Annotated in this window: 23 protein-coding genes and 2 pseudogenes; 12 read left to right on the top strand and 13 right to left on the bottom strand. The window is 63.8% G+C overall.

The features are described 5' to 3' along the window. Positions 1–134: 134 nt before the first annotated feature. Together NKI16_RS24465 and NKI16_RS24460 are read right to left on the bottom strand one after the other, a co-directional pair. A complete protein-coding gene (locus NKI16_RS24465; RefSeq protein ID WP_023676202.1) occupies positions 135–998 on the bottom strand; it encodes a class I SAM-dependent methyltransferase in 864 nt (287 codons plus the stop codon). Between the two features lie 133 nt (positions 999–1,131). Then, positions 1,132–2,025 carry an NAD(P)/FAD-dependent oxidoreductase gene (locus NKI16_RS24460; protein WP_352569203.1) on the bottom strand — a complete coding sequence of 298 codons (894 nt, stop codon included), beginning with the start codon at positions 2,023–2,025 and terminating at the stop codon, positions 1,132–1,134. Here NKI16_RS24460 and NKI16_RS24455 point away from each other — a divergent pair. The 3 genes and pseudogenes from NKI16_RS24455 to NKI16_RS24445 all read left to right on the top strand — a co-directional run. Next, positions 2,024–2,212 (top strand): hypothetical protein, encoded by a 189-nt coding sequence (locus tag NKI16_RS24455; RefSeq protein ID WP_352569202.1) that lies wholly within the window; start codon positions 2,024–2,026, stop codon positions 2,210–2,212. The two genes, NKI16_RS24460 and NKI16_RS24455, sit on opposite strands and share 2 nt — an antisense overlap. A gap of 101 nt (positions 2,213–2,313) precedes the next feature. Continuing rightward, positions 2,314–2,961 (top strand): TetR/AcrR family transcriptional regulator, encoded by a 648-nt coding sequence (locus NKI16_RS24450; protein ID WP_352569201.1) that lies wholly within the window; start codon positions 2,314–2,316, stop codon positions 2,959–2,961. Further along, positions 2,957–3,184, top strand: a pseudogene (locus NKI16_RS24445) (hypothetical protein); the annotation flags it as partial. The gene NKI16_RS24450 and the pseudogene NKI16_RS24445, both read left to right, overlap by 5 nt. Before the next feature lie 428 nt (positions 3,185–3,612). Here the strand turns inward: NKI16_RS24445 and guaA (NKI16_RS24440) are convergent. Further along, a pseudogene (gene guaA / locus NKI16_RS24440) lies at positions 3,613–4,572 on the bottom strand (glutamine-hydrolyzing GMP synthase); the annotation flags it as partial. A 14-nt stretch (positions 4,573–4,586) separates the two neighbouring features. Beyond that, a complete protein-coding gene (locus NKI16_RS24435; RefSeq protein ID WP_352572722.1) occupies positions 4,587–5,015 on the bottom strand; it encodes a MerR family transcriptional regulator in 429 nt (142 codons plus the stop codon). On the opposite strand from NKI16_RS24435, the gene NKI16_RS34095 reads away from it, so the two are divergent. Next, positions 5,004–5,519 carry a mercuric transporter MerT family protein gene (locus tag NKI16_RS34095; RefSeq protein ID WP_502897617.1) on the top strand — a complete coding sequence of 172 codons (516 nt, stop codon included), beginning with the start codon at positions 5,004–5,006 and terminating at the stop codon, positions 5,517–5,519. The two genes, NKI16_RS24435 and NKI16_RS34095, sit on opposite strands and share 12 nt — an antisense overlap. Then, positions 5,401–7,446 carry a mercury(II) reductase gene (gene merA / locus NKI16_RS24425; RefSeq protein WP_352923763.1) on the top strand — a complete coding sequence of 682 codons (2,046 nt, stop codon included), beginning with the start codon at positions 5,401–5,403 and terminating at the stop codon, positions 7,444–7,446. Before NKI16_RS34095 ends, merA begins: the two co-directional genes overlap by 119 nt. Before the next feature lie 231 nt (positions 7,447–7,677). On the opposite strand, the gene guaA (NKI16_RS24420) is transcribed toward merA, so the two are convergent. Beyond that, positions 7,678–9,240 (bottom strand): glutamine-hydrolyzing GMP synthase, encoded by a 1,563-nt coding sequence (gene guaA / locus NKI16_RS24420; RefSeq protein ID WP_352680303.1) that lies wholly within the window; start codon positions 9,238–9,240, stop codon positions 7,678–7,680. A 55-nt stretch (positions 9,241–9,295) separates the two neighbouring features. After that, a complete protein-coding gene (locus tag NKI16_RS24415; RefSeq protein WP_245274715.1) occupies positions 9,296–9,829 on the bottom strand; it encodes a MarR family winged helix-turn-helix transcriptional regulator in 534 nt (177 codons plus the stop codon). A 71-nt stretch (positions 9,830–9,900) separates the two neighbouring features. Here NKI16_RS24415 and NKI16_RS24410 point away from each other — a divergent pair, with 71 nt between their 5' ends. Next, complete coding sequence (locus NKI16_RS24410) at positions 9,901–10,227, top strand: hypothetical protein (RefSeq protein WP_023677142.1); 327 nt, start codon at positions 9,901–9,903, stop codon at positions 10,225–10,227. Here the strand turns inward: NKI16_RS24410 and NKI16_RS24405 are convergent. The 3 genes from NKI16_RS24405 to NKI16_RS24395 all read right to left on the bottom strand — a co-directional run bounded on the left by NKI16_RS24405 (position 10,199) and on the right by NKI16_RS24395 (position 12,774). After that, a complete protein-coding gene (locus NKI16_RS24405) occupies positions 10,199–10,873 on the bottom strand; it encodes a 5'-methylthioadenosine/S-adenosylhomocysteine nucleosidase (protein WP_352923760.1) in 675 nt (224 codons plus the stop codon). The two genes, NKI16_RS24410 and NKI16_RS24405, sit on opposite strands and share 29 nt — an antisense overlap. Before the next feature lie 27 nt (positions 10,874–10,900). After that, complete coding sequence (locus NKI16_RS24400; RefSeq protein WP_023677140.1) at positions 10,901–11,359, bottom strand: PaaI family thioesterase; 459 nt, start codon at positions 11,357–11,359, stop codon at positions 10,901–10,903. A 125-nt stretch (positions 11,360–11,484) separates the two neighbouring features. Beyond that, on the bottom strand, positions 11,485–12,774 hold the full coding sequence (locus NKI16_RS24395; protein ID WP_352571592.1) for an RsmB/NOP family class I SAM-dependent RNA methyltransferase: 1,290 nt from the start codon (positions 12,772–12,774) through the stop codon (positions 11,485–11,487). Between the two features lie 345 nt (positions 12,775–13,119). Between NKI16_RS24395 and NKI16_RS24390 the strand changes: the two genes are divergently transcribed. Further along, entirely contained in the window at positions 13,120–13,797 is a 678-nt protein-coding gene (locus NKI16_RS24390) for an MIP/aquaporin family protein (protein WP_023677138.1), read from the top strand. 79 nt (positions 13,798–13,876) lie between these two features. Here NKI16_RS24390 and katG read toward each other — a convergent pair whose 3' ends face one another. Further along, positions 13,877–16,075 carry a catalase/peroxidase HPI gene (gene katG / locus NKI16_RS24385; RefSeq protein ID WP_352571593.1) on the bottom strand — a complete coding sequence of 733 codons (2,199 nt, stop codon included), beginning with the start codon at positions 16,073–16,075 and terminating at the stop codon, positions 13,877–13,879. A gap of 147 nt (positions 16,076–16,222) precedes the next feature. Here katG and NKI16_RS24380 point away from each other — a divergent pair, with 147 nt between their 5' ends. After that, positions 16,223–17,131, top strand: coding sequence for a hydrogen peroxide-inducible genes activator (locus NKI16_RS24380; protein ID WP_352457578.1), 909 nt, complete (start codon positions 16,223–16,225; stop codon positions 17,129–17,131). A gap of 59 nt (positions 17,132–17,190) precedes the next feature. Here NKI16_RS24380 and NKI16_RS24375 read toward each other — a convergent pair whose 3' ends face one another. Beyond that, positions 17,191–17,793, bottom strand: a complete 603-nt coding sequence (locus NKI16_RS24375; protein ID WP_352457577.1) for a cupin — start codon at positions 17,791–17,793, stop codon at positions 17,191–17,193. A gap of 415 nt (positions 17,794–18,208) precedes the next feature. Between NKI16_RS24375 and NKI16_RS24370 the strand changes: the two genes are divergently transcribed. After that, positions 18,209–18,850 carry a peroxiredoxin-like family protein gene (locus tag NKI16_RS24370; RefSeq protein WP_023677134.1) on the top strand — a complete coding sequence of 214 codons (642 nt, stop codon included), beginning with the start codon at positions 18,209–18,211 and terminating at the stop codon, positions 18,848–18,850. Between the two features lie 411 nt (positions 18,851–19,261). On the opposite strand, the gene NKI16_RS24365 is transcribed toward NKI16_RS24370, so the two are convergent. Together NKI16_RS24365 and NKI16_RS24360 are read right to left on the bottom strand one after the other, a co-directional pair. Then, positions 19,262–22,465 carry an efflux RND transporter permease subunit gene (locus tag NKI16_RS24365; protein ID WP_023677132.1) on the bottom strand — a complete coding sequence of 1,068 codons (3,204 nt, stop codon included), beginning with the start codon at positions 22,463–22,465 and terminating at the stop codon, positions 19,262–19,264. Further along, positions 22,462–23,568, bottom strand: a complete 1,107-nt coding sequence (locus tag NKI16_RS24360) for an efflux RND transporter periplasmic adaptor subunit (RefSeq protein ID WP_051406143.1) — start codon at positions 23,566–23,568, stop codon at positions 22,462–22,464. Before NKI16_RS24360 ends, NKI16_RS24365 begins: the two co-directional genes overlap by 4 nt. Before the next feature lie 1,016 nt (positions 23,569–24,584). Between NKI16_RS24360 and NKI16_RS24355 the strand changes: the two genes are divergently transcribed. The 3 genes from NKI16_RS24355 to NKI16_RS24345 all read left to right on the top strand — a co-directional run bounded on the left by NKI16_RS24355 (position 24,585) and on the right by NKI16_RS24345 (position 26,856). Beyond that, a complete protein-coding gene (locus NKI16_RS24355) occupies positions 24,585–25,586 on the top strand; it encodes a hypothetical protein (RefSeq protein ID WP_352457576.1) in 1,002 nt (333 codons plus the stop codon). 58 nt (positions 25,587–25,644) lie between these two features. After that, positions 25,645–26,268 (top strand): hypothetical protein, encoded by a 624-nt coding sequence (locus NKI16_RS24350; protein WP_352457575.1) that lies wholly within the window; start codon positions 25,645–25,647, stop codon positions 26,266–26,268. Positions 26,269–26,385: 117 nt separating this feature from the next. Beyond that, complete coding sequence (locus tag NKI16_RS24345; protein WP_352457574.1) at positions 26,386–26,856, top strand: hypothetical protein; 471 nt, start codon at positions 26,386–26,388, stop codon at positions 26,854–26,856. The last annotated feature ends 29 nt before the right edge of the window (positions 26,857–26,885 follow it).

Here is a 26,885-nt window from a genome sequence, read left to right as displayed (position 1 = left end):
CGTGCAAACGCTGTACCCCGCCATCAAAGCCTCTAGCTCGCTAATGGCGGCTTCCAAGCCAGAAGGGACATCAATCTGACCGGCCAAAGACGCCCCGCTCCACCGAGCGGGGGCGTCTCCCCTGTTAATCCCTGTCAGCTTGCCGGATTGCGTGCCATGACGATCCACGCCGCGCCGTCGATCATCACCGACCGCTCGCCGGGGAGGCCCGCGAAGGCGGCACGAACCGCGGCCGAGGCGCGGGCGCGGATGTCGTCGGGCTGATCAGCGAGAGCGCGCGACAGCGGGCCGACCTCGAGTGTCATCTCCACCGCGTCGTCGATCGCCGCGTCCCGCGTCCCCCCCTCGCCGAACGGGATGGAGGCATCGAATGGCGCGATAGCGACATCGGTGAAGCCAGCCGCCGTTAAAATACGCGCCACCCGCCCCTGGTCGCCAAACGAGAACGGGCCGGGCGCTTCGGGATCGGGCGGCGCCGTCGGCGGGACGATGCCCTTGATCGCGCCCATCGGCAAGCGCACCCAATCGTTCTCGGCCATGCCGCGCCAGCAGACGAAAGCGACCCGCGCGCCCGGCTTGAGCGCACGGCGCATATGAGCGAACGCCGCCGTAGGATCGTCAAAGAACATCACTCCGAAGCGCGAGAACAGGATGTCGAACGCGCCCTCGGGCAACGCGGTGCTGCTGGCGTCGGCCACCTGGAACAGGGCCGGCGTATCCTGCGGCGCTAGCGCGCGCGCTCTGCCGATCAGCGGTTCGGATATGTCCACGCCTAGCACATGGCCCCCCGCGCCGACGCGGGCGGCCAGATCCAGACTAGACGCCCCCGCGCCGCAGCCGACGTCCAGCACGCGTTCGCCCGTGGCGGGCGCGGCGGCTTCGATCGCGGCCTGGCCGAACACCGCCATCATGGCATCGAGCCGGGCCTGGTAAGCGACCCAGCGCTCCCCGCTTTGGCCATTCCAGTCGGCTACCTGATAAACATTTTTCTCTGCCATGCCATATCCTTGTTCTGATTCTTTCTTTGCTAGGCTCTCCCCTCAGGCGAGAGGGGGCCCGCGTTCCGTGACACCGGCCCGCAACCTTCTGAATTTGATAGCCCGCGGCAACCGGAGAAGGGAATCTGTGCTCTCAAACCAGCATCGACTGCTGGGCGAAGATGCCCGCCATCGCCCCGTGCGATGATGCCGTGGTGACCGAGGCCATGAGGGGGTTGGCGAGGTCGCCGGCGGCGTAGATGCCGGGAATGCTGGCTTCGCGGCGCTCATCGACCTTGAGGGCGATGCCGCCGGGCGTATCGACCGTGGCGAGGCCCAGTGATTCATGCAGGCTTGCGGACGGCTTATTGCGCGGATGGGCGAACAGGATGTCGACCGCGACATTGCGGCCGGTCTCGAGATTGACGGTGGCGATATGGCCCCCGCGATGGGCGATCTCGATGATCCGGCCATCGACGACAGGAATGTTGCGGCGCGCGAGATCGGCCCGGATATCGGGCGGAATGTCGTGACCATCGGCGAAGAGCGTCAACCTGTCGGTCCAATCGTGGAACAGCCTGACAGACTGGTGCGACTGCGGGCCGGACCAGACGAGGCCCCAATGCTGGCCGGCGACTTCAAAGCCGTCGCAATAGGGGCAGGGCACGATGGACGTGCCCCAGCCTTCGGCAAAGCCCGGAACATCAGGCATCTGGTCGGCGACGCCATAGCTCAGGATCAGGCGGCGCGCCCCAAGGCTTTCGCCATCGCCAGTGAGGACGGAGAAATCGTCGACGGCGCCGGAGACGCTGTCGGCCCGGGCATTGACCAGCCTGATCGTGGGATAACGCGCCAGCTGCTGCCGCGCCTCGGCCAGGATGTCCAGCGGTGGCTTGTGATCGTGGCCGAGCAGGCCATGCGAGTGGCCGGCGAAGCGGTTGCGCGGCAGGCCGGTATCGAGAACGGTGACCTTGCGGCGGGCACGGCCGAGCTGCAGGGCACCGGCGAGACCGGCAAAGCTGCCGCCGATGATGATGACGTCATCCATGGTGATAAGCTCCGTGTTGTGGATGGAGAGGGTTGGGCTGGGCCTGGCGCGAAATATCGTCCAGCGATACGCGCTCGAGACGGGCAGCGAGCAGGGCTTCGGCATCGACGAGAAAGTCGCCCATCACTGTGTTGACCGGCCGGACAATGCCGCATTCGATATCGCCGGGCGGCCCGGGGAAACTTGATTTGGAGGACAGGTTGAAACCTATCCATTGGCTTGCACATTTCAGATACTAAATGGTATCGTAATGCAAGAATTAGGATACTGTCAAGTACTGGAATTGTCGTGACCGAAAACAGCCAGGGCCGGCGCGGCCGGCCCGCCAACGAGGCGCTTGGCCAAACGATAGTCGACGCCGCGTGCGAACTCTTTGTGGAATTGGGTTTTCAAGCGACGACATTAGACAAGGTCGCCCAGCGGGCGAAGATATCCAAGCTCAGCATCTATCGGCACTTCGAGAACAAGGAGGCGCTGTTCAGCGCGGCCATCGCGGCCCGCTGCCATCAGTTTGCACCACAGGCCCTTTTTGAAGGCGTCGACGGTTCGGCCGAAGATCAGCTCATGGCGGTGGGATCATCCCTGCTTCGCACGCTGTTGAGCTCGGACGTCCGCAGTGTCGAAGCCATGATCATGGCCGACAAGACGAATCAAAAGTCGTTAAGCAAGCTCCAATACGAAGCCGGCCCCGCCCATGTCATCGCCCAAATCGAGGCCCTGTTGCGTCAGTTGCACGCGAAGGCGGTTCTGAACGTGCCCGATCCTCTCCGGTCCGCCCGCTTGTTTGCCGCGCTTTTCAAAGGATCCGATCTCCTGATTATCGCACGCTTCGATGAGGCGAGAGCAGAGGACGACAACGAAATCGAATCCTATTGCCGGTCGGCCGTCGCCATGTTCATCGCCGCGCACGGTGGCAACGACCACGCGGGCGGATAAGCATTTGATTGCTCCGGGCAGCTTGGCCGGGACCGTCGTCCAGGCGCTTCGTCATATTGGGCCGGCGCGCGCGGCCGAGCTTGCACAGATCGCGGCACCTCATCTTTCTCCCAACGATAAAAAGACGCTCGCATCTACCGCGGTCCAAGCTCCCGCCTGGATGCGGTCGACGCTTCTCTCCATCGCAGATCCGGCAGCAGTCGGGACAACATTTGATAGGTGATGCGAAGGTGCCATCCGACGATATGCGATCGGGTCCGGAACATCGATCGGTACCGCAGCCAAAGCTGAAACTATGTATGTCGATAACTAAAGTACCGTCAGCGCGGAAATGTCATGCTACGGGTAATTTTCGTTATATATTTCAAAGCGTTGACACACAGAAAAGTACCGTCAAACCCTAAAAAGGAATGACGGTACTTTTTAGAATGCTCTGTCGGATACGAAAAGCACCGTCAAAAGTACCGTCAGAGTGATCTGCTACAAGCTGCGAGCCGCGCCAAGCGCTCCGATAAACTTAACGATTTCAATGACTTGATAGGTTTGTCAATTCCATTGACAATGTGCCCTGGCTAGCAGTCTGCCCTGCCCGCAAATCATTGTATTTTCTGCGAAATTCTACGTTAGAGCCGCCTATCATCGCCGTTTCCCTCACTCCCACTCGATGGTGCCGGGCGGCTTGCTCGTAACGTCGTAGACGACGCGGTTGATGCCGCGTACCTCGTTGATGATGCGGGTGGCGGCTGCTCCCAGGAATGCCATGTCGTAATGGTAGAAGTCGGCCGTCATGCCGTCGACCGAGGTGACGGCGCGCAGCGCGCAGACGAATTCGTAGGTGCGGCCGTCGCCCATCACGCCGACGGTCTGCACCGGCAGCAGCACGGCGAAGGCCTGCCAGATGGCGTCGTAGAGGCCGGCCTTGCGGATCTCGTCGAGATAGATGGCGTCGGCCTCGCGCAGGATCTCCAGCTTTTCGCGGGTGATGCCGCCCGGACAGCGGATGGCGAGACCGGGACCGGGGAACGGATGCCGGCCAATGAAGCTGTCGGGCAGGCCGAGCTCCTTGCCGAGCGCCCTCACCTCGTCCTTGAACAATTCGCGCAGCGGCTCGACCAGCTGCATGTTCATGCGTTCGGGCAAGCCGCCGACATTGTGATGCGACTTGATGGTCACCGACGGGCCGCCGCTGAAAGAGACGCTTTCGATGACGTCGGGATAGAGGGTGCCTTGTGCCAGGAAATCGGCGCCGCCGAGCTTCTCGGCCTCCTCCTCGAACACTTCGATGAACAGCCGCCCGATGGTCTTGCGCTTCTTCTCGGGGTCCGACTCGCCCTCGAGCGCGCCGATGAAACGGTCCGAAGCGTCGACCAGGATCAGCGGCAGATTGTAATGCTGGCGAAACATCTCCACCACGCCTGATGCCTCGTCCTTGCGCATCAGACCGTGGTCGACAAGGATGCAGGTGAGCTGGTCGCCGACCGCCTCATGGATCAGCAAGGCCGCGACCGAGGAATCGACGCCGCCCGACAGCGCGCAGATCACCTTGCCCTTGCCGACCTGTTTGCGGATCGTCTCGACCGCGTGCTCGCGGTAGGCGCGCATCGTCCAGTCGCCTTCGGACGCACTTATGCGGTAGTTCGCTCCTGGAACAGCGTCTCGATCAGCGGGCACTCCGGCAACGTGCCGTCAGCGCATTGCGCGACCACCTCCTTCAGCATGCGCTCCATCCGTTTGAGGTCAGCGATTTTCGTCCGCACGTCCTTAAGATGGGCGGCGGCCACATCTCTTGCCTCGCCGCAAGGCCGATCGCGTTCATCCACGAGGCGCAGCAGTTCACGGATTTCATCGAGGGAAAAGCCTAGCTCGCGCGCGCGTAGCACGAAGCGAAGGCGCCGCTCGTGCATGGTGTCGTAGCTGCGATAGCCGCTCGTCGTACGCGGCGGCTCGGGCAGAAGGCCGACCTTCTCGTAATAGCGCACGGTCTCCAGATTGCAGCCCGTACGCTGGGCGAGCTCGGCCCGTTGCAGGCCCTTCACCAGGGCATGATCGCGCATCGCAAAATCCCTCTTGACCCTGTAGTGACTACAGACCGCATGCTACGGCACGCTTGGGATTTCGGCAAGGAAGAGAGGCCGGACATGGTTGCATCGCGATCCGGAATAACGGCGGCCCAAACTGCCGCTGCAGACTTGTCTGCCTCTGAACGAGGCGACGCCGGGCGGCAGCGTCTGATCGCCGTCGGCGGCCTTCTCGGCGCACTCGCGGCTTCCTCCTGCTGCATCGTGCCGCTGCTTCTGTTCAGCCTTGGCATCGGCGGGGCCTGGATCGGCAATCTGACGGCGCTCGCGCCTTACAAGCCATTCTTCGTCGCCGGCACGGCAAGCCTTCTCGGATGCGGCTTCTACCTCGTCTACTGGAAGCCCAGGCGAGCCTGCGCCGATGACGCCGCTTGCGCGCGCCGAAAACGGACGAGCCCCGACTGCAGGCGCGCTCGCGGAGCGCGCGGGGTTGAGCGGGACGGCCATCCGGCCTCTGCTCGAAGAGCTCCGCGGTCGTGACCTGGTCGTCCTCGACTGTGAGCGGATCGTCGGCGCCTATCCCTTCACGGACCGAGACACGGGGCACCACGTCACACTGGACGGGCGTGTTCTCAACGCAATGTGCGCTGTCGACGCACTCGGCATCGGCGCCATGACCGATCGCGACATCGCGATAGCTTCGCGCTGCCGCCATTGCGGTGCACCCATCCGGATCGCCACGCGGGACCAAGGGCGGGGGCTGGCCGAGATCGAGCCGCGATCGGCCGTCATGTGGCATAGCGTCCGCTATGAAGGCGCGTGCGCCGCCAGCTCGCTATGTGCGACGACCGCCTTCTTCTGTTCGGACGACCACCTCTCTGCCTGGCGCGGCGAGCGCTCCACGGACGAGCCCGGATTCCGGCTGTCGATCGAGGAAGCGCTGGAGGTTGGCCGGGCTCTTTTCGGGCCCAGCCTTGCTGGCCTCGATACCGCGGCAGAATCCTCGGTCGGCTCGACATCGAAGACGGCCGCAGTCGCGGACCGTCGCTTTCGCACGAACGGTCGCAATGGTGGCGCCTACGATCTTGCGGTGATCGGTGCCGGTTCGGCCGGCTTCTCGGCCTCCATCACAGCTGCCGATCAGGGCGCACGGGTGGCCCTCATCGGCAGCGGCACCATCGGCGGCACCTGCGTCAATATCGGTTGCGTCCCATCGAAAACGCTGATCCGCGCTGCCGAGACACTTCACAACGCTCGCGTGGCAGCACGTTTCGCCGGCATCACGGCCGAGGCCGAACTGACCGATTGGCGCGGAACCGTCCGTCAGAAGGACGCGCTGGTTTCCGATCTGCGCCAGGCCAAGTACATTGACCTGCTGCCGGCCTATAACGGCATCGCCTATCGCGCGGGCGCGGCGCGGCTCGTGGAAGGTGGTGTCGAGGTAGACGGCGCGCGCATTCCCGCTGGCAAGATCATCATCGCGACCGGCGCGCGACCGGCGGTGCCCGCCATCCCTGGCATCGAGGACGTGCCGTATCTGACCAGCACGACGGCGCTCGACCTTGAGGAACTCCCCCGGTCACTGCTCGTCATCGGCGGCGGCTATATCGGGGCGGAACTCGCCCAGATGTTCGCCCGCGCCGGCGTCAAGGTGACGCTCGTTTGCCGGTCTCGGCTGCTCCCCGAGGCCGAGCCCGAGATCGGCGCGGCCCTGACGGGGTATTTCGAGGACGAAGGGATCACCGTGGTCTCTGGCATCGCCTATCGTGCGATCCGCAGGACCGAGAACGGCATTGCGCTCGATGTTGCGCGCGACGGCCAGAATACGACGATCGACGCCGATCAGGTGCTGATCGCCACCGGGCGCACGCCCAACATCGAAGGCCTTGGGCTTGCAGAGCACGGCATCGCCCTCTCGCCGAAGGGCGGCATTGTCGTTGATGACCGCATGCGCACCTCCGGGGCCGGCATCTATGCTGCCGGCGATGTCACCGGCCGCGACCAGTTCGTCTACATGGCCGCCTATGGTGCCAAGCTTGCTGCCAAGAATGCGCTCAACGGCGACAGCCTGCGCTACGACAACAGCGCCATGCCTGCCATCGTTTTCACCGACCCGCAAGTGGCGAGCGTGGGCCTCACCGAGGCCGCGGCCCGTGCCGCCGGACATGCCGTCCGTGTCTCGACGATCGGTCTCGAGCGGGTGCCGCGCGCACTCGCCGCTCGCGACACCCGTGGGCTCATCAAGCTCGTGGCCGATGCCAGCAGTGGCCGGTTGCTCGGCGCGCATATTCTCGCGCCGGAAGGAGCCGACAGTATCCAGACCGCGGCGCTGGCGATCCGGCAAGGCCTCAATGTCGAGGATCTCGCCGATGCGATCTTTCCGTATTTAACCACTGTCGAGGGCTTGAAGCTCGCGGCACTCGGCTTTGCCAAGGACGTCGCCAGGTTGTCGTGCTGCGCTGGCTAGGATTGCGTTCATTTTCCGATTGCGACGCCAGCTGCGCCGATCTCCAGCGAACCGCCGAATTGTACGCTCCAGCACGCCAATATACTCCGCCGACCACACCTCTCTTTACTTTTCGAGAAAGCGCCATCAAATCACACGAGGAATATCCTGAGTCATTGGAGGTCGCTCAAGAGTGCCACGAAGACTTGTCGTAACTACTTCAAACTACGCTATTGCCGCCATTTGTATCCGTCACTCCCACTCAATTGTGCCTGGCGGTTTGCTCGTCACGTCGTAGACGACGCGGTTGATGCCGCGTACCTCGTTGATGATGCGGGTGGCGGCTGCTCCCAGGAATGCCATGTCGTAATGGTAGAAGTCGGCCGTCATGCCGTCGACCGAGGTGACGGCGCGCAGCGCGCAGACGAATTCGTAGGTGCGGCCGTCGCCCATCACGCCGACGGTCTGCACCGGCAGCAGCACGGCGAAGGCCTGCCAGATGGCGTCGTAGAGGCCGGCCTTGCGGATCTCGTCGAGATAGATGGCGTCGGCCTCGCGCAGGATCTCCAGCTTTTCGCGGGTGATGCCGCCCGGACAGCGGATGGCGAGACCGGGACCGGGGAACGGATGCCGGCCAATGAAGCTGTCGGGCAGGCCGAGCTCCTTGCCGAGCGCCCTCACCTCGTCCTTGAACAATTCGCGCAGCGGCTCGACCAGCTGCATGTTCATGCGTTCGGGCAAGCCGCCGACATTGTGATGCGACTTGATGGTCACCGACGGGCCGCCGCTGAAAGAGACGCTTTCGATGACGTCGGGATAGAGGGTGCCTTGTGCCAGGAAATCGGCGCCGCCGAGCTTCTCGGCCTCCTCCTCGAACACTTCGATGAACAGCCGCCCGATGGTCTTGCGCTTCTTCTCGGGGTCCGACTCGCCCTCGAGCGCGCCGATGAAACGGTCCGAAGCGTCGACCAGGATCAGCGGCAGATTGTAATGCTGGCGAAACATCTCCACCACGCCTGATGCCTCGTCCTTGCGCATCAGACCGTGGTCGACAAGGATGCAGGTGAGCTGGTCGCCGACCGCCTCATGGATCAGCAAGGCCGCGACCGAGGAATCGACGCCGCCCGACAGCGCGCAGATCACCTTGCCCTTGCCGACCTGTTTGCGGATCGTCTCGACCGCGTGCTCGCGGTAGGCGCGCATCGTCCAGTCGCCTTCGATGCCGGCGATGTTGTGGACGAAGTTGCGGAGCAGCCTGGCGCCGTCCGGCGTATGCACCACTTCGGGGTGGAACATGAGGCCGTACATTTTGCGCTCGACATTGCCGAAGATGGCGAAGGGCGAGCCCTCCGATTTTCCGAGCACCTCGAACCCCTTCGGCAGGGAGATGACGCGATCGCCATGGCTCATCCACACCTGATGGCGCTGGCCGGGCGCCCACAGGCCCTCGAACAACGGGCTGTCCTCGGCGATCTCGACGAAGGCGCGGCCGAATTCGCGGTGGTCGGAGCTTTCGGCGACGCCGCCCATCTGCACGCACATCGCCATCTGGCCATAGCAGATGCCGAGCACCGGCACGCCGGCATCGAAGACGATCTGCGGCGCGCGCGGGCTGCCGATGTCGCCGGTCGAGGCCGGGCCGCCGGACAGGATCACCGCCTTCGGATCGATGCGCTTGAACGCCGCCTCGGCCGACTGGAAGGGCACGATCTCGGAAAAGACGCCGGCCTCGCGGATGCGGCGGGCGATCAGCTGGGTGAACTGGCTGCCGAAATCGACAATCAGGACGGTGTCGGGATGATTGGCTGTTTTCATGGCGAGCGTTTAGAGAAAGAAACGAGTCGGCGCAATGGGTTGTGAGGTCGCGCTTTCACTTCGATTCCGGTGTGTCGTCCTGAACGCCAGAGGCTTTGTCCAATGCATCCGTTTGCGTTGTATCGAGCGACTGCAAGGCGCCCATCAGCGCCGCGAAACGCTCGTGACCAAGGCGGGCAACATAGCTCCGTTCGATCTGCAGCTTGATGCGGTCGCCATCGCGCAGGGCGTCCAGGCCCTTGCGGGTGTAGCGCACAAGCTTGCCGCGACCGTCTTGCGGATCGGGCAGACGCTGCAACACACCTTCCGTCTCCAGGCCATCGAGCAATTGCTGAATCGCCTGCTTTGAGATCGCCGAGCGCTCGATCAGCGCCGACTGGCGCATGCCGCCGCGCGGGATGTGTCCAAGCAGGCCGGCACGCGCTTCGGTGAACCAGTGATGGCCGGCAGCGCGCATCGCAGCGGCGAACTCGGTCTGCCAGGCGCGGCTCGCCTGCCACAGCCGCCAACCTATGTGATCCGGCAGCGCTTCAGGTTTTTCGTCAAGGCCCTTGACCAAATTCTTCTCGCCCGATACATAGTCAAGCATCTTGACTACTAGTTCACTCTAAGTGGCGATGCCGGTCAAGGCAATCGGCGACTTCAATTCAGGAGGAAATCATGGCAGCACTTCAGAAGGAAACCCTTGCAATGCTCATTCCGGGCATGACCCATGTGTTGGAACGAAACGGCAAGGAGGCTTACGTCTATTTTGAAAGCGAGGGTGCCGCGCACATGCTGCTCGACGATGGCGAGGCGCGAAGCGGGCGCTGGCGGATGCTCGATGACGGTTATGTCGCCGACTGGGACACCGGCGCGACCGGACGCTGGACCCTCGATCACGAGCCCGGGTCAGTCACTTACATCAATCGCGACAACGCCGTTCGCTTCAGGATGATCGGCGTGCTGTTCGGCAACGCTAAGAAGCTGCCGCCCCAACAAGCTTGAAGTCGATCGCGCCCGAGGCGATCGCCTGTTCCAGCAGTTGCACCGCCGCGGCCAGCTTCTCGTCGATGACGTGCAGATATTCGGTCCAGTCGCCGACATGCCTCAGATCGGCTGCCCCGTCGGAAATGCCGCGCAGGCCGATAAGCGGCACGTCGAACAGCTGGCAGGCGCGCAGGCAGGCGAAGGTCTCCATATCGACCATGTCGGCGGCGATCGCGTCGTAGGCGGCGCCGGAGACGATTGCCGCCCCGGTCGACAGCGTCGCCTGTCTGACGCCTGCTATCCTGAACGGCAGCGGCACGCTGACAGGCAGGTCGAGGAACGGCGTGGCGCCCTTCTCGAACCCGAGGGGCGAGGCGTCCATGTCGCGGTAGGCGACTGAAACGGCCTGGTAGATTTCCGTCTGCTCCAGCGTCCGGCTGCCCGCCGACCCGAGCGACACGACTAGATCGGGCAGCGCCATCCCGGCATGCAGCCGGGATAGTTCGGCGCTGAGTCCGACGCCGGCCTCGACCGGTCCGACGCCGGTCAGCAGCGGCGTGAACAGCCGCTGCAGGTGTGGACCGTATTCGGCTTCGGCCGCCATGACGAAGAGAACGGATCTGCCGGAGATCGGGGTGAGCTCACCAGGTGTCTTGCCGGCCATGATCGTCCATCCTCCCCTGCCCGTTCCTCAGCCCTCGATGCCGTCGCGGCCGAGCACTGTCATCATCGTTCCGGTCATCGTGGCGATCAGCTTGGCCTCGCCGTCGACGGCGAACGCATAGGCCTGGCCGTCGGCGACGATGATGGTGCGGCCGGGCTTGGTAACCGAGCCGCGAAACAGGAAACGCTCGCCCCTGCCCGGCGCCAGCAGATTGACCTTGAACTCGATGGTCAGCACGCCGGAATTTTCCGGCATCAGCGAGAATGCCGCATAGCCGCAGGCCGAGTCGAGAGCCGTCGAAATGACGCCGGCATGGAGAAAGCCGTGCTGCTGCGTCAATGCCGCAGAATAGGGCATTTCGATCTCGATGATGCCGGGCGTCACCAGCGTCAGCTCGGCGCCAATCGTCATCATCGCGTTCTGGCGCGCGAAGGACGTCCTGACGCGGTCCTCGTAATCGGGAGCAGGAACGATCTTTGCTGCCATGGCCGTCGCCCTTCGTTTCTCGACAAATCTTATTGCAAAGGCATTTATCGCAGAGGGGTGGGCGGCAGGCAATCGCAAATGCTGCACTGCAGCATTCGGCTTAGCCCTGTATCGATGGCAACGATTCAGCCGGCCCGCCGCAGCGCGCAGAAGTAAAAGCCGTCGGTGCCGCTCAGCAACGGCGACAGCGAAATGCCGCCCGCAGCGCCTATCCGCATTGCCGCTTCGTGGCCCGCAAAACGGCTGTCCCAAAGCTGGCGGTGATCGAGCGGGACAAAACCGGGATGGCGGTCCCGGAAGGCCGAAACCTGGTCGCCATTCTCCTCGTCGAACACCGAACAGGTGATGTAGACCAGCAGGCCGCCGGGTTTGACGAAGTCCCTGGCGGCATCGAGTATCGTCTCCTGCTCGCCCTTGCGGGCGTCGAGCTGTCTTTGCGTCAGCCGCCATTTGGCATCCGGCCGGCGCCGCCAGGTGCCGCTGCCGGTGCAGGGCGCATCGATCAGGACGATGTCCATATGCTTGCCGAGCGGCGCGAGTTCGGCCGGCTTGGTGACGATCTGCACATTGCGGTTTTCCGAGCGGCGGATGCGGTCGAAGATCGGCGCCAGCCTTGCCTTCTCCGCATCGTGAGCGAAGATCTGGCCTCGATTATCCATCGCCGCGGACAGCGCCAGCGTCTTGCCGCCGGCGCCGGCGCAAAAGTCGAGCACCTGCATTCCAGGCTCGGCGCCGGCCAGTTCAGCCGCAATCTGCGAACCCTCGTCCTGGACCTCGAACCAGCCTTTCTGGAAGGCCGGCTCGGCCTGCACGTTCGGGTGCCTGCCGTCGCCTTCGATCGGCGGGATGCGGATACCGTGCGGCGCGATCCGGGCAGGCTTGGCGCCGGTCTCCGCCAGTTCCGCCAGCACCTTGCCGCGATCGGCCTTCAGCGTGTTGACCCTGAGGTCGAGCGGCGGGCGTGTCGCCAGCGCGGCACCCTCTTCCACCCAGGCCGTGCCGAACGCCCGTTCGAACAGCGGCATGCACCAGTCGGGGATGTCTGCCCTGACGGCCGGCGGCGCATCGGCAAGCCGGCGACCGCCGAGCGTTGTCAGTTCGTCGGCGGTAAGCAGCGGCGGCGCGAACTTGTCGCCCTCGAGCGCCTCGTTCAGCGACTGCGCCGTCTGGCCCCATTCGAGCAGCAGCGCGCCGAAGCCGATGGCGCGCGGCGTGTCCTCGCCGAGCAGCCAGCCTGCGGAGCGCTTGCGGCGCAGCGCGTCGTAGACGATGTTGCCGATCGCGGCACGGTCGCCGCCACCGGCGAAGCGGTGCGACAGGCCCCAGTCCTTCAGCGCATCGGCCACCGGCCGGTGACGCCGGCCAATATCGTCAAGCACTTCGATGGCTGCCGCCAGCCGCCCGCCCAGTCTCATTGTCGTTTTCCATTACTCAGCAAATTAATTCCGGCCCTGCTCTTAGAGCTTTTCGTGCCCTGATTGAAACAGTTCTGTTTCGCCGACGGCGAGACGATCCATGCGGAGGGGTGACGAATGTGGGTTGGTGCATCGCGAGCCGCCGCCACCAAGCGGGCGCCGGCATGCGGTACGAAACAATTCGATCAATATATTATATGTTTCTAATGTGCGTGTCTGGTGCTCACAAGCATAGCGGCTTGCGCAACTGCTCTGCTTTGCAAGTTTTCCGGTTGCGAATACTCTTTGCGCGGTGATTCGCGTCGCAGAAAAAGCGGAGCCGCGGGTCGATACGAGGAGAGGGCAATGAAAACTTATCTGGCGGAAGTTCTAGGCACGTTTCTATTGGTGTTCATCGGCACGGCTTCGGTGGTGACGGGCGGCTTCGGCGGCGCGCTGCCGCTCGGCCAGGAAGGTATCGGTCTGGCGTTCGGCATCGGCCTGATAGCGGCCGCTTACGCGATCGGCCCGATTTCGGGCGCGCATCTCAATCCGGCGGTGACGCTCGGTGTGTTCCTCGCCGGGCGGATGCCGGCCAGGGATGTCATTCCCTATTGGATCGCGCAGGTCATCGGCGCCATCATCGCGTCGCTGGCACTGTGGATCATCGTCTCCGGACAGGTGGGCGGCCACACCGGCGGCTTCGGCGCCAATGGCTGGGATGTGACGAAATGGGGCGTCAGCTCGGCCTTCCTGTGGGAGCTGATCGGCACCTTCACCTTCGTCACGGTGATCCTCGGCGTCACCAACGCCAAGCACACCACGGCCTTCGCCGGCCTGGTCATCGGCCTGACGCTGGCCGGACTACACTTCGCCATCATTCCGGTGACCGGCACATCGCTCAACCCGGCCCGTTCGATCGGACCGGCGCTGTTTTCGGGAACTGCGGCGATCGGCCAGCTCTGGCTGTTCATCGTCGCGCCGCTGATCGGCGGCGCCATTGCCGGCGTGGTCGCCAAGGCCGGTATCTTCGAGAAAGACTGACTTTTCGGAAGCCCAACGAAAAAGGCGCGGGTCGAGACCCGCGCCCTTTTTGTTGCGTCGAGAAATTCGTATGCCCGGATCAGGCCGCGAGGTCAAAACGGTCGGCGTTCATCACCTTGGTCCAGGCGGCGGCGAAATCCCTGACGAACTTCTGCCCGGCGTCGGCCGATCCGTAGACCTCGGCAAGCGCACGCAATTGCGCGTGCGAGCCGAAGATCAGGTCGGCGCGGGTGCCGGTCCACTTGACCGCCCTGGTCTTGCGGTCGCGTGCTTCGTAGACTTCATCGGACCCGGCGGCCGGATCCCAGACCGTGTTCATGGAGAGCAGATTGACGAAGAAATCGTTGGTCAACGTGCCCGGCCTGTCGGTGAACACCCCGTGCTTCGACTGACCGCTGTTGGCGCCGAGCACCCGCAACCCGCCGACGAGCACCGTCATCTCCGGCGCCGTCAAGGTCAGCAGCTGCGCCCGGTCGACCAGCATCGCTTCGACCGACATCGGCGGCTTACCCCTGACATAATTGCGGAAGCCATCGACTTTCGGCTCGAGCGCGGCGAAGGACTGGACGTCGGTCTGTTCCTGTGAAGCGTCCATGCGGCCCGGCGTGAACGGCACCCCCACGTCATGGCCGCCGTCCTTGGCCGCCTTCTCGACCGCGGCGACGCCGCCGAGAACGATCAGGTCGGCAAGCGAGATCTTCTTGCCGCCGGACTGCGAGTTATTGAAGCCCTTCTGGATGCCTTCGAGTGTCTCGAGCACCTTGGCCAGCTGCGCCGGCTGGTTGACCTCCCAATCCTTCTGCGGCGCCAGGCGGATGCGGGCGCCGTTGGCGCCGCCGCGCTTGTCGGAGCCGCGGAAAGTCGAGGCCGAGGCCCAGGCGGTCGAGACCAGTTCGGAAACGGACAGGCCGGAGGCCAGGATCTTCGCCTTCAGCGAGGCGATGTCCTGTTCGCTGACCAGCTCGTGGTCGATTGCCGGTATCGGGTCCTGCCAGATCAGCTCTTCCTTCGGCACGAGCGGCCCGAGATAGCGGACGGCCGGACCCATGTCGCGATGGGTCAGCTTGAACCAGGCGCGGGCAAAGGCATCGGCGAACTGATCAGGATTCTGATGGAACCGCCGCGAGATCTTCTCGTAGGCCGGGTCGACGCGTAGCGCGAGGTCGGTGGTCAGCATCGCCGGCGCGCGGCGCTTCGAGGGATCGTGCGCGTCCGGCACGGTGCCTGCACCGGCGCCGCCCTTCGGCGTCCACTGATGGGCGCCGGCCGGGCTCTTGGTCAGCTCCCATTCGTAGTTGAACAGATTGTCGAAGAAGTTGTTGCTCCATTTGGTCGGCGTCGTGGTCCAGGTCACCTCGAGGCCCGAGGTGATGGCGTCGCCGGCAATGCCGGTGGCATGCTTGCTCGACCAGCCGAGGCCCTGCGCCTCGATGCCGGCGCCTTCCGGCTCCGCCCCGACCAGCGATGCATCACCGGCGCCGTGCGTCTTGCCGAAGGTGTGACCGCCGGCGATGAGCGCCACGGTTTCCTCGTCGTTCATGGCCATGCGAGCGAAGGTCTCGCGAATGTCGCGCGCCGCGGCCAATGGATCGGGCGTGCCGTTCGGCCCTTCCGGATTGACGTAGATCAGCCCCATCTGCACGGCGCCGAGATGGCCGTGAAGTTCGCGGTCGCCGGAATAGCGCTCGTCGGCGAGCCATTTGGTTTCCGATCCCCAGTCGACGTCCTGCTCCGGCTCCCAGACATCGGCGCGGCCGCCGGCGAAGCCGAAGGTCTTGAAGCCCATCGATTCCAGCGCGACGTTGCCGGTGAGGATCAACAGGTCGGCCCAGGAGATTTTCCTGCCGTATTTCTGCTTGACCGGCCACAGCAGCCGGCGCGCCTTGTCGAGATTGGCATTGTCCGGCCAGCTGTTGAGCGGCGCGAAACGCTGCTGGCCGGCGCCGGCGCCGCCACGGCCGTCGCCGATGCGATAGGTACCGGCGCTGTGCCAGGCCATGCGGATGAAGAGCGGGCCGTAATGGCCGAAATCGGCCGGCCACCAATCCTGCGAATCGGTCATCACCTGGTGCAGATCCCTGATCACCGCATCGAGATCGAGGCTCTTGAATTCCTTGGCGTAGTCGAAGTCCTCGTCCATCGGGTCCGAGAGGCTGGACTGCTGGTGGAGGACGCCAAGGTCGAGCTGGTTTGGCCACCAGTCGCGGTTGGTCCTGCTGGCCGATCCATGTGGGACCGGGCATTTGCCGGCGCTGTTGTCGTCGGTTTTCGCGTCCATCTTTGCCTCCGATTTGTTGATTTTCCGGGATTTTGTTGATTTTCCGGGCAGGGCCAGCGGCCGCGCCATCTTGGAATGGTTCCAGACTAGCCCGCCCAGCCGATAAAGACAAATTGCCTTTGCTGTTTATTCTGATAGGTTTTCCTTATGATCGGTTTGACCGTCCGGCAGATGCATTATTTCGAGGCGCTGGCGCAGACGCTGCATTTCGGCCGTGCCGCAAAACTCGCCGGCGTCAGCCAGCCGGCGCTGTCTTCGCAGATCGCCGAGATGGAGCTGCGGCTGAATTGCCGTCTGTTCGAGCGCGGCGGCAAGGTGGTGCGGATGACCGACGAGGCGCAGGTCCTGCTGCCGCGCATCGAGCGCATTCTTGCCGACGTCCGCGACGTCGAGGCGACGGCCCGGCGCGGCCGCCCGGCGCTGGAAGGCCGCTTCCGGCTCGGCATCATCCCGACGGTGGCGCCCTATCTCCTGCCGCATGTGCTGCCGGAGCTGAAACAGCATTTCCCGGCCTTGCAGCTGGAACTGCGCGAAGCCGTGACCGCCTCGCTGGTCGAGGACACCAGTTCGGGAAAGCTCGACGCCTTCGTCGCGGCGCTGCCCCTCGATTACCCCGGCCTGGTTACCGAGGAACTTTTCTCCGACCGGTTCTTCCTGGCCGTGCCGGCCGGCGATCCCGCCTTCGCCTCGCCGCCGGTGCCGCCGGAGAGCCCGGCGCTGGAGCGGCTGATGCTGCTCGAGGAAGGCCACTGCCTGCGCGAACAGGCGCTCGCAGTCTGCGGCAGCGTGCGGCCGGTGGCGATGGCAAGCTATGGCGCGACCAGCCTGACGACGCTCTTACAGATGGTGGCACATGGGCTCGGCGTCACGCTCATCCCCGAGATGGCGGCGGGGCCAGCCAGCACTATCCCCGATTTGAAGATCGTGCCGTTCCAGGAACCGATGCCGCAGCGTACGATCTGCCTCGCCTGGCGGCGCAACAAGGTTCGCCACGACGAATGCGTCGAACTGGCCAAGATCATCCGCGGGCTGGATGCGGCGGTGCTGGCAGCGTAGAGCGGCGGGTCAAGGATCCGGTTTTAGCCCCGAAGCCAACTCGCAAGAAAGGAACGGCTTCAATCCTTTTCCCAGGCTGCGAGCAACGGGCCGTTGCTTCCATAGACAGGGTCCTTGCGCGGACGGCCAACCCTGGGGATCGTGACGACTGCCTTGGCATGGTCGGCGGCGGTCGTACACAGGTCATAGGTGCCGGATGGAGGATAGGCGCCGACAACCAGAAAATCGTCGGACGCGGAAAGACGCTGGTGCCCGGTGCCGGCCGGAAGCACCGCGACGTCGCCGGCCTTCAGGGGGAGCGTTCGTCCCTTGTTGCCGCCAAAGCGGACTTTCGCCGTCCCGCGCGCGACGCCGAGCACCTCGTGTATCCGCGAATGGTAGTGGACGTAGTCGTAGATGCCGTTGCGCCAGCTATCGCCCCAGCCATTTGCCTCGAAAAGCGCCTCCATGACAGCCGCAGGATCGAATTCCTCGGACAGCGTCACGGCGCCGCGATAGACGACAAGCGGCCAGAACGGATGGTTGGGCACAAGGCCATCATCCCCAAACCGAAACGCATTCGCTTTGCGCGGCCTGACCAGATCGGGGACCTCGCGCCGGCCCGGTCTGGCGGCACCGGTGACCTGCTCGACGGCTTTCTTCGTGGTTTGCAGAATGCTCATGATGCGGCCTTGGATTGGTGGTGGCTTCATGCCGACTTAACCGGCTGCACGGCCGTCGGTTCCGCTGAGGGTAGAGATCTGCGATCTGTGCGGTCGGAATTTGACGTCCGGGCACATCGAAGCCGCCCAAGTTTCAAGGCTTGAACACCGCAAGCATGTGAAGATCCAATCGGTCCCGCCGCTGTGTCGTCCCATGGCACGGATGAGACGATACACTGTTTACCACAGCGCTCGCGACAGCTCGCGAAACGGGCGACCCGCAGAGGCTTTTTTCGTGTTATGATGCATTTGCAACGCGCCTAATCTCGACCTCGGCAATATGACAAAGGTCGAAAGCAATTTTGCCCTGGCGTCGCCCAGCACGGACTCAACTCCGGATGGCTGGGCGTGCTTATCCGGGGCGAGGAGGTTGTCCATGTCCACGAGTAGTGTCGAACGTCCGCTGCAGCCGGGCGACCGGGCACCGAATATTATTCTCGATGCGATCTCCCGCGAAGGCAAAATCGCGCTCACTGATTTTCGAGGTCGTAGCCCATTGTTGATCGGCTTGTTTCGAGGCCTGCACTGTGCGTTCTGCCGGCGCAATGTCGCGGCAATGGCGCAACTCAAGCCGGCTCTGGCTGAGAAAGGCGTCGAATGCCTGGCGGTCGTCAATACGCCGGTAGAGCGGGCACGGCTCTATTTCCGTTACCATCCGACACCCGATCTTCTCGCCGCGTCCGACCCGGAGCGGGCCTCGCACCGTGCTTTCGGCTTGCGCGAGATCGGGATGGACAAGGTCATGGGGATCCGTATCGATCTCCCGGGTGAGTTGCCCGAGCCTATGGACCCCATCGCCATAAACGAGTTGCTCAACAAGAAGGAGGGGTATGAGATTACGGAAGCCGATCAGCAGATGATGGCTTCCGCTAAGGAGCTGCTGGTTGGTCAGTTTCTCATCGACCGAGGGGGCATTGTACGCTGGAGCTTCACTGAAGTTCTGGAGGCTGGCCTCAATACCCCCAAGGCGCCGAATCCGGAGGAATTGATGTCAGCGGCTTCCCAAGTTGCACATTAATGGGCTGCGGAAATAGGCGGCTGACAACTCGCTCGACGACCGCGCCCTTCCCGCTCACTACCGGGGAAAGGCCGTTCTGGGTCAAAACCTGAAGATCGTGGATGACCGCTTCGCGCCCGATCTCGGCCGTAGAGATCAGCTTCTCCGCGTCCTGAAAGCAGACATCGCAAGCGAGGACTCCGGAGGTCGCGGTTGCGCCCTCAAGCCCCGCCCGGTCGACCAGATAGAAGATCGCATTGGCCTCGCCGCCCGGCATCGTCTCGCTGAACTGGATGCGGCTGTTAGGCTGGATCAGACCGAGCAGGGTCTCCGCCGCACCTCGACGCCGAGATCGCGCAGATCGTGGCCGTTGCCGCGCCGCGCCGATTTTCTGGAGTGATAAGCCGCGCCCGACGCGGCGAATTCGTAACCCTACTCGGCGGCCGTCTCCGATGGCGCCTCTGCCGGCCCCGAAGGCTCGGCCTCGGCACGGGGCTTGCGCCGTGAAAACAGCGACCTGAGCGTGACGTAGAACACCGGCGTCAGGAACAGGCCGACGAAGGTGACGCCGAGCATGCCGGAGAATACCGCGGTGCCGAGCGACTGGCGCATTTCTGCGCCCGGGCCCGTTGCAATCATCAGCGGCACGACGCCGAGGATGAACGAGAAGGCGGTCATCAGGATCGGCCGCAGCCTGAGCCGGCAGGCTTCGACGGCAGCCTCGGCGGCCGACAGGCCGCGTTCCTGCGCCTGCCGCGCGAATTCGACGATCAGGATCGCGTTCTTGGCGGCAAGCCCGATTAGCACGATGAGGCCGATCTGCACGAGGATGTTGTTGTCCAGCCCTCGGAGCGACACGCCGAGCAACGCCGCGAGCACGCCGAGCGGCACCACCAGCACAATGGCGAACGGCAGCACCCAGCTTTCATATTGCGCCGCCAGCGCCAGGAACACGAACAGCACCGACAGTCCGAAGATATAGACAGCGGCATTGCCGGTGTTGCGCTCCTGATAGGCGAGCTCGGTCCATTCATAGGAGGTACCGGCCGGCAGCGTCTTTGCCGTGATCCCTTCCATCAATGCCAGCGCGTCGCCCGTGGAAACGCCGGGCGCGGCGTTGCCCTGCAGCGGCACCGAGACGTACATGTTGTAGCGCTGGACCAGCGCCGGGCCGGTGACGTCGCGGATCTCGACCAACGTGCCGAGCGGAACCAGCGCGCCGGTCGCCGAGCGCACCTTCAGTTTCAAGATGTCGGCGCGATCGAGACGGAACGCCTGGTCGGCCTGCGCCCGCACCTGGTAGACGCGCCCGAAAGCGTTGAAGTCGTTGACGTAGGCAGTGCCCAAATTGATCGACAGCGCCTCGAAGATGTTGGGGATCGGCACGTTCAGGATGCGCGCCTTGTCGCGATCGATCGCCAGGAAGAATTGCGGGCTCGACGCGGAGAACGTGGTGAACACGCCCGTCAGCCCCGGCGTCTTGTTGGCCTTGCCGGCGATTTCGTTGGCAAGCGCCAGGATCTGCCGCATGTCGGCGCTGTTGCGCTCCTGGATCTGCAGCTTGAAGCCGCCGGCATTGCCGACGCCGCGGATCGGCGGCGGCGGCAGTGCGATAATGAAGGCTTCCTTGATGCTTTGCAGGCTGCCGAACAGATTGCCGATGACCTGGGTCGCCGACTGGCCGGCTTTCAGTCGCTCGTCAAACGGCTTGAACCTGGCGAAGATCACGCCCGCGTTGCTGGCGTTGGTGAAGGTCGCGCCGGAGAAGCCGGCGAAGGCGACTGCGTAGTCGACGCCTGGCGTTTTCTGGATGATCTGCGACGCCTGCTGGATGACCGCATCGGTCCTCGACAGCGAAGCGCCGTCCGGCAACTGGATGACGACGATCGCATAGCCCTGGTCAAGCGACGGAATGAAACCGCGCGGCACCGACTGCACCATGTAGACCGTGGCGTAGATGAGGGCCGCGAAAACGGCCAGCATGGCGGCGATCGTTATCCACGAGCCGACCAGCACGCGGATGATGCTCGAATACCAATGGGCGACCCTGTCGAAGCCGCGATTGAAGCCGTCGGCGAGCGCCCGTCCGAACCGCGCCAGGAAAAAGCGCGGCGGCGCCGCCGCGGCGTGATGCGGCTTGAACAGCAGTGCGGCCAGCGCCGGCGAAAGCGTCAGCGAATTGAATGCCGAGATCGCCGTCGACACCGCGATGGTGATCGCAAACTGCAGATAGAACTGCCCAGAAATGCCGGGGATGAAGGCTGTCGGTACGAACACGGCTATCAGCACCAGCGAGATCGCGATGACGGCCGTTCCGACTTCGTCCATGGTCAGGTGCGACGCCGGATTGGGCGCCAGCCCTCTGGCGATATTGCGCTCGACGTTTTCGACCACGACGATCGCATCGTCGACGACGATGCCGATCGCCAGAACTAGGCCGAACAGCGTCAGCATGTTGAGCGAGAAGCCGGCGGCGTAAAGCACCGCCAGCGTGCCGATCAGCGACACGGGGATCGCCACGATCGGCACGATCGCCATGCGCCACGATTGCAGGAAGACGATGATGACGATGATGACCAGCAGCATCGCCTCGAGAATCGTCTTGTAGACCTCCTGGATCGACTCGGCGACGAACTCAGTCGGATTGTAGACGATGTCGTAGCTCAACCCCCTCGGGAAGTCGCGGGAAAGCTCCTTCATCTTGTCCTGGATCTCCGCGGCTGCGGCGAGCGCATTGGTGCCCGGCCGCTGGAAGATGGCGAGCGCCACCGCCGGTTTGCCGTTGAGATAGGAGTTGGTGACGTAATCCTTGGCGCCGAGCTCGATGCGCGCCACGTCCTGCAGCGAGATCAGGCGGCCGTCGTCGGTCGATTTGACGATCACGTATCGGAAGTCGCGTGCGTCGTTGAAGCGGCCTTGCGTGGTGACCGTGTACTGGAACGCCGTGCCGGTGCTGGTCGGCGGCGCGCCGATCGAGCCGCCCGACACCTGGACGTTCTGGTCGCGCAGCGCCTGCACCACATCGCCCGAGGTCATCCCCAGGGCGGACAGTTTTTCCGGATCGAGCCAGATGCGCAGCGAATATTCGCGTTCGCCGAAGATGATGAGGTCGCCGACGCCGTCTAGTCTGAGCAGTATGTCGCGCACCCGCGAGCGGGCGTAGTTCGAGACGTAGAGCTGGTCGTAGGTATTGTCGGGCGACAGCATGTGCACGACCATCATCAGGTCGGGCGAGCTCTTGGTGGTGGTGATGCCGAGGCGGCGGACTTCTTCGGGCAGGCGCGGCTCGGCGACCGACACGCGGTTCTGCACCAGCACCTGAGCCTGGTCGAGATCGGTGCCCAGCTTGAAGGTGATGGTCAGCGCCATCGCCCCGTCGCCCGACGAATAGGACGACATGTAGAGCATGCCCTCGACGCCGTTGATCTCCTGCTCGATCGGCGTTGCCACCGTCGCTGCGACCGTCTCGGCGTCGGCGCCCGGATACTGCGCGCGAACGACGATGGTCGGCGGCGCGATCTCGGGATATTGCGCGACCGGCAGCTGGGTATAAGCAATCCCGCCGAGGATCAGCAGGACGATCGAAACGACCGATGCGAAGATCGGACGGTCGACGAAGAAATGTGCGAACCTCATTGCTGCAACTCGGCGGTCTCGGCCTTGGGCGGCAACGTCACCATCTCGACCTTCACCTTGGTGCCCGGCCTGGCGTGCATCAGCCCTTTGACGATGATTGTCTCGTCGCCGGTCAGGCCCTGGCGGATGACCCGGTAGCCGTCGAGAAGCGGGCCGGTGCGCACGGGCTTCGCCGACACCATCCCGGCCTCATCCACCAGGAACACGATGCGGCGATCCTGATCGGCGCCGATCGCCTCGTCGGGCACCAGCACGCCGCTATGCGGCAGCGACCCCGGCACGTTGATGCGCCCGAACATGCCTGGCTGGAGAATGCCATCGGCGTTGGGAAACCTTGCACGTACCCGCATGGTGCCGGTCGCGTTGTCGATCCGGTTCTCGGCAAAATCGAGCTTGCCTTTGAATACCGCCTCCGCGCGGTCGGCGACGCGCACCACCACCTCGAGCCCGCCGGCGCCTTCCTGCATGCTGCCGCCGCGCTCCTTCGCGTCGCGGGCATAGCTGAAATACAGGCGCTCATCGACGTCGAAATAGAAGTCGATCGGATCGCGCGTAACGATGGTCGTCAGCAAGGTGGAATCCGGCTGCACGAGGTTGCCGACCGACACCAGCCGGCGGTCGATGCGGCCGGACAAGGGTGCCTTGATCTCGGTGAATTCCATGTTCAGGCTGGCCGTCGTCAGGGCAGCCGTCGCGCCCTGCATCTGCGCCTGCGCCGAAAGGTATTCCCGCCGGCGGTCGTCGACCGTCGCGGTTGAGATATTGCCGGTCTTGGCGAGTTCGTCGGCGCGATCCAGCTGCATCTTGGAGAATTCGAGCAGACTCTTGGCGACGTCCACTTGCGACTTGGCGGCATCATAAGCCGCCTGGTACGGACGCTCGTCGATGGTGAAGAGCAGGTCGCCCTTGTTGACCAGTGCGCCGTCCTGGAAGCTGACCTTGTCCAGATAGCCGCTGACGCGCGAACGGATGGCGACCTGGTCGACGGCTTCGAAGCGCCCGACGAACTCGTCGTCTTCGACGATTTCACGGACCACCGGCTTGGCCGCTGTCACCACGGGTAGCTGCTGGTCCTGCGCAAACGCAGTGCTGCTGAAAGCCATGCCGAGCAGGAATGCCGCCGACACGGCGGCGCGGGGAAGCCAGCCGGCCGATCGACAGGGTCGCTCGCCCGCGTCGCGATGCAATTGCCCATTCTCTGGGGTGTCCATTTGCGTCCTCGCTCGCTGGACCCGGAGGTCGGTTGATCCGCTTCTACGCTCAGGCTTTTCGTCGAGATCAGAGCACTGCAGTGTTGTGCATGGCAACATGATCATTTTCCATGTGGGCTGAAATGTCCACCCTGTGGCTGCCCCGCCACCCGCCACTGGCAACGCAGATCCACCGGGCGGTCCGGGACGCCATTGAGACGGGACGGCTAGACCCGGGAGCAGATCTTGGTCCCGTCGGGCTGAACGTCCGCAATCCTTCTTCAAACGTTAAAGCCGCCATTCCGCTATCGGCCCCGAGGCTGCCGGTCTGCAACGCGCCCCAAGGTCGGCCGTTAAAGTTAGTTGTGCCACCGCCTTACAGCGGACAACACCGGCGACCGCGCTTGAGGGCGTAGTTGCGCCAGGAGCGGTCATTGCCGAACCACTACTCAGACGTCCCGTTTTGTGATGGGTTTCGGATGCCGGCCGTCTACTGAGATGGTGTGGCTCCGAGGCCGGCGTCCGGAAGCCTCCAGGGAAGGAACCCGCGGGGTGGAGATCTCGGTTTTGAGTCTATGGGGATTTGACGGTTCGGCTTGGTCCGTTGTGACCGCACCGATGGGCTTGGTGGGTGGGCAGCTTGCGAGGCAAGCAGCAGGTGCATTGCAGACAGAAGTAGCGTCGCGGCGTAGGCGAGTACGAATGCCGTGCGCGGTAGCAAAAACCGCAACGCGCCGTGAAGCGCATTCGCCCCGCGATGTCGCCGGCGCTGTGGTTTGTCTTGAATGTTAAAGTTCGTACCATTGCATCCTGGGCCGGTTGGGCGCACACTGATTCAATCGGGATGCGGGGGCTCTCCTCCCATCGGGAGCTTCAGAATTGTTCGGCACGCGCGGGCTGTCTGCCATTCTTTAGCGAAGGAGAAGGGCATGCCCAAGTTCACGAACGCAGTCACTGGCAGCGAAAATGCGATCGAGGGCGTCAGTGTCGACGGCGAGGGGGTCGTTGGAACGAGCACCGACGGCGTTGGTGTCTTGGGCGAAAGCAAGCGCAACGAAGGCGTGCGCGGAGTCAGCCGCGGCTCCCATCCGGGCGTCGTGGGCATCAATAATTCGGCGGACCTTCGTCTAGGCCCGGTTTCGCTCCACCACGAGGCAAGCTCTGGAGGCAATGGCGGCTGGTTCGAGAGCAGCCTCGGTGAGGGCGTCCGGGGATGGTCGAAGAATTTGAATCATGGCGGTGTTGTCGGGGTCAATTCGGCCGGCGGCAATGCAATTTACGGGACCAGCAGCGATGGCGCGGCCATCTGGGGCACCAGTCAAAACAATGAGGGCGTCCATGCCGAGACGCATTCTCCGGGGATGGCGGCGCTGGCCGCTTTCCAGCTCAATCCAGAAAGCACAGGCGCGGCGCTTTATGCGAAGCATGAGGGCAACCTGACCGCTGCGCTTTTTGTCGGGAATGTGGTCGTGACGGGCAATATCGATGTCACCGGGCCGGGCAGCGACATTCGCCTCCTCAACGAGGATTGCGCCGAGGACTTCGACGTTCGCGACGCACAGCAGGTCGAGCCCGGAACCGTTATGATCCTGGGGCAGGACGGAGCTCTTGAGGAAAGCAATTGCGCGTACGACAAAAGGGTCGCAGGCGTGATTTCGGGCGCTGGCGATTTCAAGCCGGGGATCGTGCTGGGCTCCCGGCCTCAGTCGATCAACAGGCAGCCGATCGCGCTGATGGGCAAGGTCTATTGCAAGGCGGACGCGCATTTCGGCCAGATCGAGGTGGGCGACCTCCTGACGACCTCGCCCACGGCGGGGCACGCGATGACCGCATCCGACCGGGATCGGGCGTTCGGCACGATCATCGGCAAGGCGCTCGGCCCATTGCAATCCGGGCGGGGTCTCATTCCCATCCTCGTGGCCCTCCAATGAACCAAGACTGGAGCGCGGACGGGTACGGATGGCTGCCTAACCCCGCACGCCGCGAAGCGTGAAAACGCTGAAATCGTGCCGCGCCTTCACGGGATCGCCAATCAGCGTGCGGGCGCTCGGTCGGCTCGAGAACCGGCCTCTGCCGATAAGCGTCCTGGACATGGTCGCCACCGATGGCTTCCGCCGGTTCACCGGGGACATCAGCAGCGGCGATGTCGATTGCTCTTGGGAAATGCAGCTATGGCAAAATGGCTTCTGGTCGGCGCATGGCGATTTTCACGACGGCGGTACCCTGACCGGCGATTTCTTCTATCTTGAATTGCTGCTCGATCACGATCATTCCATCGGTGCGCGGCTCGAAGGCCACATCGTCGACGTGATCGAAAGTCGCCACACCTCGCTGAGCCTCGAAGGATCAGATCGCTGGGTTCGTGACAACTGGCACAAGTTCGAAAGTTCAGGCCCGACCCAGCGCTTGCATGCAGCGCCCGCCTGGGGTCAGCTTGCATGGGAAGGATTCGTCGCGCTCTATCTCGCGGTCGGCGCTTTTTTCTATGTCGTGACGGGCGGCGGGCGCAGCCGCTACAGAATGCGCCGCGCCGCCCCGCAGAATCCGGATCCGGGCGATACCCGGCCGGGCGTCGAAATCGACCCGGACGACGACGATGAGGACTACGGGTAAAGAATGGCGTTCTCCCCGCCTGCAACACGGTCAGGCCGAACCTGAGGTTCCGAAGGAATGTCGATGGATTTGCGCGCGATCTTGGCACCGCGGAGCGCGCCGGATGCTCAGGTAAGCATGCGAAGCGTGTCGGAAAGCCTTGGACTGGGGATCCCGGTCGCCTTGCGCGCCATCGCGGATGTTCTCGAACCGGTTACCCTGTCCTTCACGCTCGATGCTGGCACATGCTCGGGAGAATGCCGTCTTCGCTTGGCGAGCGACGGGTCGGTACAATATGCCGGCAGGGTCCATGACAGTGGGGCGCTTTCCGCATCTTATGCCGCGATCGTCAGCATATCGCTCGTGGGCTCAGCCGACGGACCGTTCCTGTTTCCTCGCCGAGGTCATGTCGGCGGCACATTTTCATTCGAATCCCGCGATGACGATTGGGACATGAATGTCAGGCACACGCTCGTCGAGAAGAACTGGACGGCTCTCAAAGCAGGCCTGCCCTCGGCACGGGTCGATTTCGGCACCGGGACGGGAGCAATCGAATTGATTACCGGACTGGCGAGCGCGGCCACTGGCGGGTTCGTCATTCCGTTTTGAGCCGTTTTGAGGCCCGCCGATCGAGCCCG

It is taken from the genome of Mesorhizobium sp. M0698, from assembly GCF_040320455.1.
Lineage (GTDB): Bacteria > Pseudomonadota > Alphaproteobacteria > Rhizobiales > Rhizobiaceae > Mesorhizobium.
Note: the sequence above shows the minus strand (reverse complement) of the source record. Positions and strands in the feature narration are given on the sequence as shown.